This is a genomic window from Streptomyces sp. SM1, from assembly GCF_002910825.1.
GTDB classification, from domain to species: Bacteria; Actinomycetota; Actinomycetes; order Streptomycetales; family Streptomycetaceae; genus Streptomyces; species Streptomyces okerensis.
Window position 1 is genome coordinate 1 of sequence record NZ_NEUB01000127.1, and the last position, 6,196, is coordinate 6,196.

Genomic DNA, 6,196 nt, shown 5'->3' on the forward strand with positions numbered 1-6,196 from the left:
CGCTCGCGCTGACGGCGTGCAGCGGGGACGGCTCCGACGACGCGGACGGCCCGGCCACTCCCGGTCCGTCCGTCACCGCGAGCGCGGACACCGGCGGCACGGAGGATCCCGGCGGGAGCAAGGCCCCGGCGGGCGAGCTGGAGGGCAGCTGGGTCACCACGGCCGGCGGCAGTGCCGTGGCCCTGATGATCACCGGCCGGGACGCGGCGCTCTTCGTCACGGGCGGTTCCGTGTGCACCGGCACCGCGCGGGAGGACTCCGGGAACCGTTCGATCAGCCTGAAGTGCGCCGACGGGACCGGGGAGCGGACGAAGGGCGCCGTCGAGTCCGTCGACGAGACCTCCCTGAAGGTCACCTGGGAAGGCGGCCTCGGTACCGAGACGTACATGAAGGCGGAGGGCGGCCGGCTCCCCACGGACTTCCCCTTCCCGACGGCCGGGCTGGGCCTCTAGCCGGCCCCCGCCCGGCCCGCACGGCTTCGCCCCGGGGGCGACGGCTTCCCCTCAGGGGAGCAGCGGGCGCGTCCCGACCTGTGCGTCGTCCGCCGCGCGGGAGCCCTGTTCCCAGCCCGCCGCGTCGTGCACGCCGCGCAGCCGCGTGGTGGTCGTCTCCGGGAACAGACGGTCCGCCCGGTCGGCGACCGCCACCGCGCGGGAGGCGAGGACCGGGAGCAGGTCGTCGCTCACCCGGGTCTCGGCGGCGGCCGCGAGACGCGTCCCCACGCGGTGGGCGTAGGCCGCCAGGAAGGACTGCCGGAAGGTCTTGGTCCGCTTCCGTCCGCCCGCCCGCTGCGCGGCCTCCGCCCCGGTCATCGCGGTGGTGGCCTGCACCAGCAGTGAGGTGTGGAGGAGTTCGACCGCCTCCAGGTCGGAGGCGAAGCCGACCACGGTGGAAAAGCCGAGCGGCTCGTTCCACACCGCGCGGCAGCGGTTCGCGCCGGCCACCGCGTCCAGCAGTACCGCCTTGGCCTGCTCGTACGGCGGTTCCACCCCGATCCGGCAGGCGCCCGGCGTCTCGGCCGAGGGCTCCCGCGCGGCGAGCAGCGCCTCGTCGACGCTGTGCCGCGCCATCAGTTCCTGCGCCTTGGCGCTGAGCGCCTCCGCCTCGTCCGGGAACCCGGTCGCCTCGGCCTTGGCCAGCAGTGCGCGGATGCGGCCGAGCATCCGGGACTCCGGCCGCCGGTCGGACGGGCCGGGTGCGGCCGTCTCGTCGAGGGGTTCGAGGGCGGGCAGCCGCAGCAGCAGGCGGTAGAGCTCCAGTACGGCCGTGGCGTACCGGAAACGGTCCCGGCGCGGGGCGGAATCCGCGGCCGGTTCACCGAGCCGGGCCAGCTGGGACGCCCAGCGCGCACCCCGGGACCGGCCCTCGCGCGGGGCCTGCCCGAGGATCAGCTCCGAGACCAGCCGTACGTGCGCGTCGTCCAGCTCGCGCCGGACGATCCGCACGAGGTCGGCGGGCTGCCAGCCGCGCCGCCAGGCAGTCGCCACGAACTCCTCACCCCGCCGGGTCAGTTCGGCGTCGGCCGCCGGATCGGCGGCGAGCAGGGAGGCGCCGGTGTCGAGGGCGGTGTCGCCGGTCTCGTAGAGGGCGGCCCGGAAGGCGCGGTCGACGGTGCTGGACGTACTCACGGGCCGATCGTGCCATGCCCGGACCTTCACCCGGGGAGGTGTCAACCTCAGGTTGACACTTCCCCACTGTCAACTTACGGTTGACAGTATGACGACGAACCCCGCCATCAAGTCATCCGTACGTCTCGACGACCTCATCACGGCCATCAAGAAGGTCCACGAGGAGCCTCTGGAGCAGCTCCAGGACGCGGTGCTCGCCGGTGAGCACCTCGGCGACGTGGCCGACCACCTGATCGGCCATTTCGTCGACCAGGCCCGGCGCTCCGGCGCCTCCTGGACGGACATCGGCAGGAGCATGGGCGTCACCCGGCAGGCCGCCCAGAAGCGCTTCGTCCCGAAGGAGAGCAACGACCTCGACCCGAGCCAGGGCTTCAGCCGCTACACGCCCCGCGCGCGGAACACGGTCATGGCCGCGCAGAACGAGGCCCAGGCCGCGCGCAACGCGGAGATCCTGCCCGACCACCTGCTCCTGGGTCTGCTGGCCGAGCCCCAGGGGCTCGCGGTGAAGGCGATCACCGAGCAGGGCACCACCGTGGACGCGGTCCGCGAGGCCGCCCGCGCGGCGCTCCCGCCGGCCGTCGAGGACGCCCCCGAGCTGGTGCCGTTCGACCCGGCGGCCAAGAAGATCCTGGAGCTCACGTTCCGCGAGGCCCTCCGCCTCGGCCACAACTACATCGGCACCGAGCACATCCTGCTCGCCCTGCTCGAGCACGAGAACGGCGAGGGCCGCCTCAGCGGCCTCGGCGTCGGCAAGCCGGCCACCGAGCGGTACGTCGCCGAGATGCTGGCGCAGTACGTCGAGACCTGGACGGAGGGCGAGGAGGCGCAGGAGGCGCAGGAAGGCTGACCCCCCGGGGCCCGGTCCACGGTGCGTCGGGGCGGACCCCGGGCGAAGCCGCCTCCGGCCTCACTGTCAGACCCTCCTGCCACACTCGCGGCATGACCGACCGGTGGGCGCTCGCTCCGGCCGAGGAGGGCGGCGTGGACGTCGCCCCCCTCGGTCCGGACGGGCTGCCCGCCGGTCCGGTGCGGCGGGAACCGGACCTCGCCGAGGCCGTGCGGAGCCGTCCCGGAGTCAGGCGGTGGGTGTGGCGGTCCACCACCGAGGTCTACCCGCGCCTGCTCGCCACGGGGGTGCGAGTGGAGCGGGTCTACGACATCGAGGCCGCCGAGACGCTCCTGCTCGGTCACGAAGGACGGTACGGGGAACCCCGTGCGGCCGCGGCCGCACTGGCCCGGCTGCGCGGTGGCCCCGTACCGCCCGATCCACCGCAGCGCCAGGCCGAACCGGGCGCGCAGCCGTCCCTCTTCGAACCCCAGAGCGTCCCGCTCCCCCTGGCGGACCTCCTCGCGGTCTACGCCGAGCAGCAGCGGCGCACCGGCGCGACCGCTCATCCGGACCGGATGCGGCTGCTGACCGCGGCCGAATCGGCGGGGATGCTGGTGGCCGCCGAGATGAACCACGCGGGGCTGCCCTGGCGGGCGGACGTGCACCGCGCGGTGCTGCACGACCTGCTCGGCGAGCGGTACGCGGGCGGTGGTGAGCCGCGCCGGCTGGCCGAACTCGCCGACGAGGTGTCCGCCGCCTTCGGCCGACGCGTCCGGCCCGATCTGCCGGCCGACGTGGTGAAGGCGTTCGCGCAGGCGGGCATCAAGGTCTCCTCGACCCGACGCTGGGAACTCGAGTCCGTCGACCATCCGGCCGTCGAACCGCTCATCGAGTACAAGAAGCTGTACCGGATCCGGGTCGCCCACGGCTGGTCCTGGCTCCAGGACTGGGTGCGCGACGGCCGCTTCCGGCCCGAGTTCCACGCGGGCGGGACGGTGACCGGCCGCTGGGTGACCAACGGCGGGGGCGCCCTGCAGATCCCCAAGGTGATCCGCCGCGCGGCCGTCGCCGACCCGGGCTGGCGGCTCGTCGTCGCCGACGCCGACCAGATGGAGCCGAGAGTGCTGGCGGCGATCTCCCGCGACCCGGGACTGATGGAGGTGGCCGGCCGGGAGACCGACCTGTACCAGGCGGTGTCCGACCGCGCCTTCTCCGGCGACCGCGCCCAGGCCAAGCTCGCCGTCCTCGGCGCCGTCTACGGCCAGACGTCCGGCGACGGCCTGAAGAACCTCGCCGCGCTCAGACGCCGCTTCCCCAAGGCGGTGGCCTACGTCGACGAGGCCGCCCGCGCGGGCGAGGAGGGCCGTCTCGTACGTACCTGGCTGGGCCGCACCTGCCCACCGGCCGCCCGTACGACGGACGACGCCGTGGAGGAGGCGGGCATCCCGCCCACGGAGGAGGACCGGGCCTCCGACACCCGCCCGTGGACCCCCGGCTACGCCTCGACCGACGCCCGCGCCCGGGGCCGCTTCGCCCGCAACTTCGTGGTCCAGGGCAGCGCCGCCGACTGGACCCTGCTGCTGCTCGCCGCGCTGCGCCGGACCCTCGGCGGCATGGCGGCCGAACTCGTCTTCTTCCAGCACGACGAGGTGATCGTGCATTGCCCGGAGGCGGAGGCGGCGACGGTGGTGGAAGCGATCCGGCAGGCGGCGGAGCTGGCCGGCCGGCTGACGTTCGGCCGGACACTGGTCCGGTTCCCGTTCACGACGGCGGTGGTGGAGTGCTATGCCGACGCCAAGTGATCAGCTCGCCGGCCGGGACCCGGCCGACTCGGCCACCAGTTCCCGCAGTTCCTCCACCACGGCCCGCGCGTCGGTCCCGTCCAGCGCGGCGAGCGCCGACCGCCACTGCGCGTACGCCTGGCCGGTCCGTCCCTGCTCCCGCAGCAGCAGGCCGTACTGGTGGCGCGCGAGACCGCCGGTGTAGCGGTCGGCGCGGGTCTCCGCGCGGTGGAGCAGTTCGGCGCACTCACGGTCGGCCCGGCCTGAGCGCCCCAGCAGCCGCAGGGCCCGGACCAGGCCGAGCCGCGTCCGGGACTCGCCGTGCCAGTCGCCGTGCCCGCCCAGGATGCGCAGGCTCTCCTCGAAGTGCGGCAGCGCGGCGGCCGGTTGCCGCAGCCGGAGGTGGGCGTACCCGATGTTGCCGTGCGCGAAGTGCCGCACGATGACCGAGCCGATCTCCTGCCCGATGGCGAGCGAACGCCGGTGCTGTCCGATCGCGGCGCGCGCATCGGTGTGCTCGTACAGGTTGCCGAGGTGGCCGTGGGTGACCGCCTCGCCGTAGGGATCGTCCAGCCGCCGCGAGTACGCGAGGCTCTGCCGAAGGACCCGCTCCGACTCGGCGTACCGGCCGAGCGCCTCGAGCAGCAGCCCCCGGTTGTTGAGGGAGCGCCGGATCCAGGAGACGGCACCGAGCCGCCGCCAGATCTCGAGCGCGCGGTCGGTGAGGCCGAGGGCGTCGTTGTTGCGCCCGGTCAGATGGCGCAGTCCCGCCAGGTCGCCCAGCGCGCACCCCTCGGCGGTCACGTCCCGAGCCGCCGCGCCGCCCGGAGGGCCGCCCGCCCGAGCACCTCCAGCTCGGGAACGCGGCCGCCGCGCAGGAGGTAGGGGTGGAGCAGACGAATGAGCACGCAGACGGTGGCGTCGCGCCGGCCCGCGGCCTCGTCTCCGGCGGGTGTGTCACCGCCGTACCGCTCGACCAGGGCGACGATGTTCTCCAGCTCCCGGTCGCCCCAGGCGAAGGCCGCACCGGCGTCGGCGAACGGCGGCACGGTGCCGACGAGCGCGGTGGGCCCGGGCGGCTGGGAGGGTGTCGGGCGGCGGCGGTCGTCCTGGTCGAGGCCGGGCTCGACGATCGCGGTGAGGGTGCGTTCGGCGACGGCGGCGTACCAGCGCAGGGCGGTCTCGGCGGGATCCTCGCGGGGGCCGGTGCCGTCACCACCGGTGACGGAGTCGGCACCGGTGGTGACGGCACCGGTGACGGCGCACGGAGTGCTGTCCGCGCGGGTTCCGGCCTCGGCGCGGGCGCGTTCGCGGGCGAAGTCGCGGACCAGGTCGTGCGGGACGTACCGCCCGTACGCGGTCTCCTCCATGAGGGCCACATCGACGAGCCGGTCCAGCGCGGCCCCGGCCCGGCGCTCGTCGGTACCGGTGAGCCGGGCCAGCAGGGGCGCGCCGTAGACGGGCAGGTCGAGGGCGCCGGTACGGCACAGGGTGAGGGCCGCGTCGCGGTCGGTCTCGCGATCGGAGTCGGTGAGCGCGTCGTGCGCGACGGCCAGTGAGCGGCGGACGCTGAGGTCGTCGTACTCCAGGTGGGGCAACCGGCTGTAGGAGGCGCGCAGTTGCCCGGCGAGAGCGTCCGGAGTGAGAGCCCGGCGCGCGGCGAGCCGGGCCGCGCCGACCCGGAGGGCGAGCGGAAGCCGGCCGGTGAGCGCGACGAGCGGGTGACCGGCGTCGAGCCCGTCGCGGCCGGAGACCGCCCGCAGCAGGGCGGCGCTGTCCTCGTCGGAGAGCGGGCCGAGCGGGACACGGGCGGCCCCGTCCAGGGCGGTGAGCGGCGAGCGGCTGGTGACGATCACCGCGCAGCCGGGCCCGGGGGGCAGCAGCGGCCGTACCTGCGCGGCGCTCACGGCGTCGTCCAGCACCAGGACCTGCGTTCCGCGTAATTCAGCGGCATAGAG

At 75.0% G+C, this 6,196-nt stretch carries 4 protein-coding genes and 1 pseudogene; 3 read left to right on the plus strand and 2 right to left on the minus strand.

Features of this window, described 5'->3' with window-relative positions:
- The coding region (locus B9S61_RS02825) for a hypothetical protein (RefSeq protein ID WP_103540759.1) at nucleotides 1-452 on the plus strand (452 nt) is incomplete at its 5' end.
- Between the two features lie 51 nt (nucleotides 453-503).
- Here B9S61_RS02825 and B9S61_RS02830 read toward each other — a convergent pair.
- Nucleotides 504-1,628: a DUF2786 domain-containing protein gene (locus B9S61_RS02830; RefSeq protein ID WP_103540760.1), complete on the minus strand. Its 1,125-nt coding sequence runs from the start codon at nucleotides 1,626-1,628 to the stop codon at nucleotides 504-506.
- Nucleotides 1,629-1,716: 88 nt separating this feature from the next.
- Between B9S61_RS02830 and B9S61_RS02835 the strand changes: the two genes are divergently transcribed.
- Together B9S61_RS02835 and B9S61_RS02840 are read left to right on the plus strand one after the other, a co-directional pair.
- Nucleotides 1,717-2,475 (plus strand): Clp protease N-terminal domain-containing protein, encoded by a 759-nt coding sequence (locus tag B9S61_RS02835; protein ID WP_103540761.1) that lies wholly within the window; start codon nucleotides 1,717-1,719, stop codon nucleotides 2,473-2,475.
- A 92-nt stretch (nucleotides 2,476-2,567) separates the two neighbouring features.
- Nucleotides 2,568-4,259 carry a bifunctional 3'-5' exonuclease/DNA polymerase gene (locus B9S61_RS02840; RefSeq protein ID WP_103540762.1) on the plus strand — a complete coding sequence of 564 codons (1,692 nt, stop codon included), beginning with the start codon at nucleotides 2,568-2,570 and terminating at the stop codon, nucleotides 4,257-4,259.
- Here B9S61_RS02840 and B9S61_RS43400 read toward each other — a convergent pair.
- A pseudogene (locus tag B9S61_RS43400) lies at nucleotides 4,260-6,196 on the minus strand (tetratricopeptide repeat protein); the annotation flags it as partial.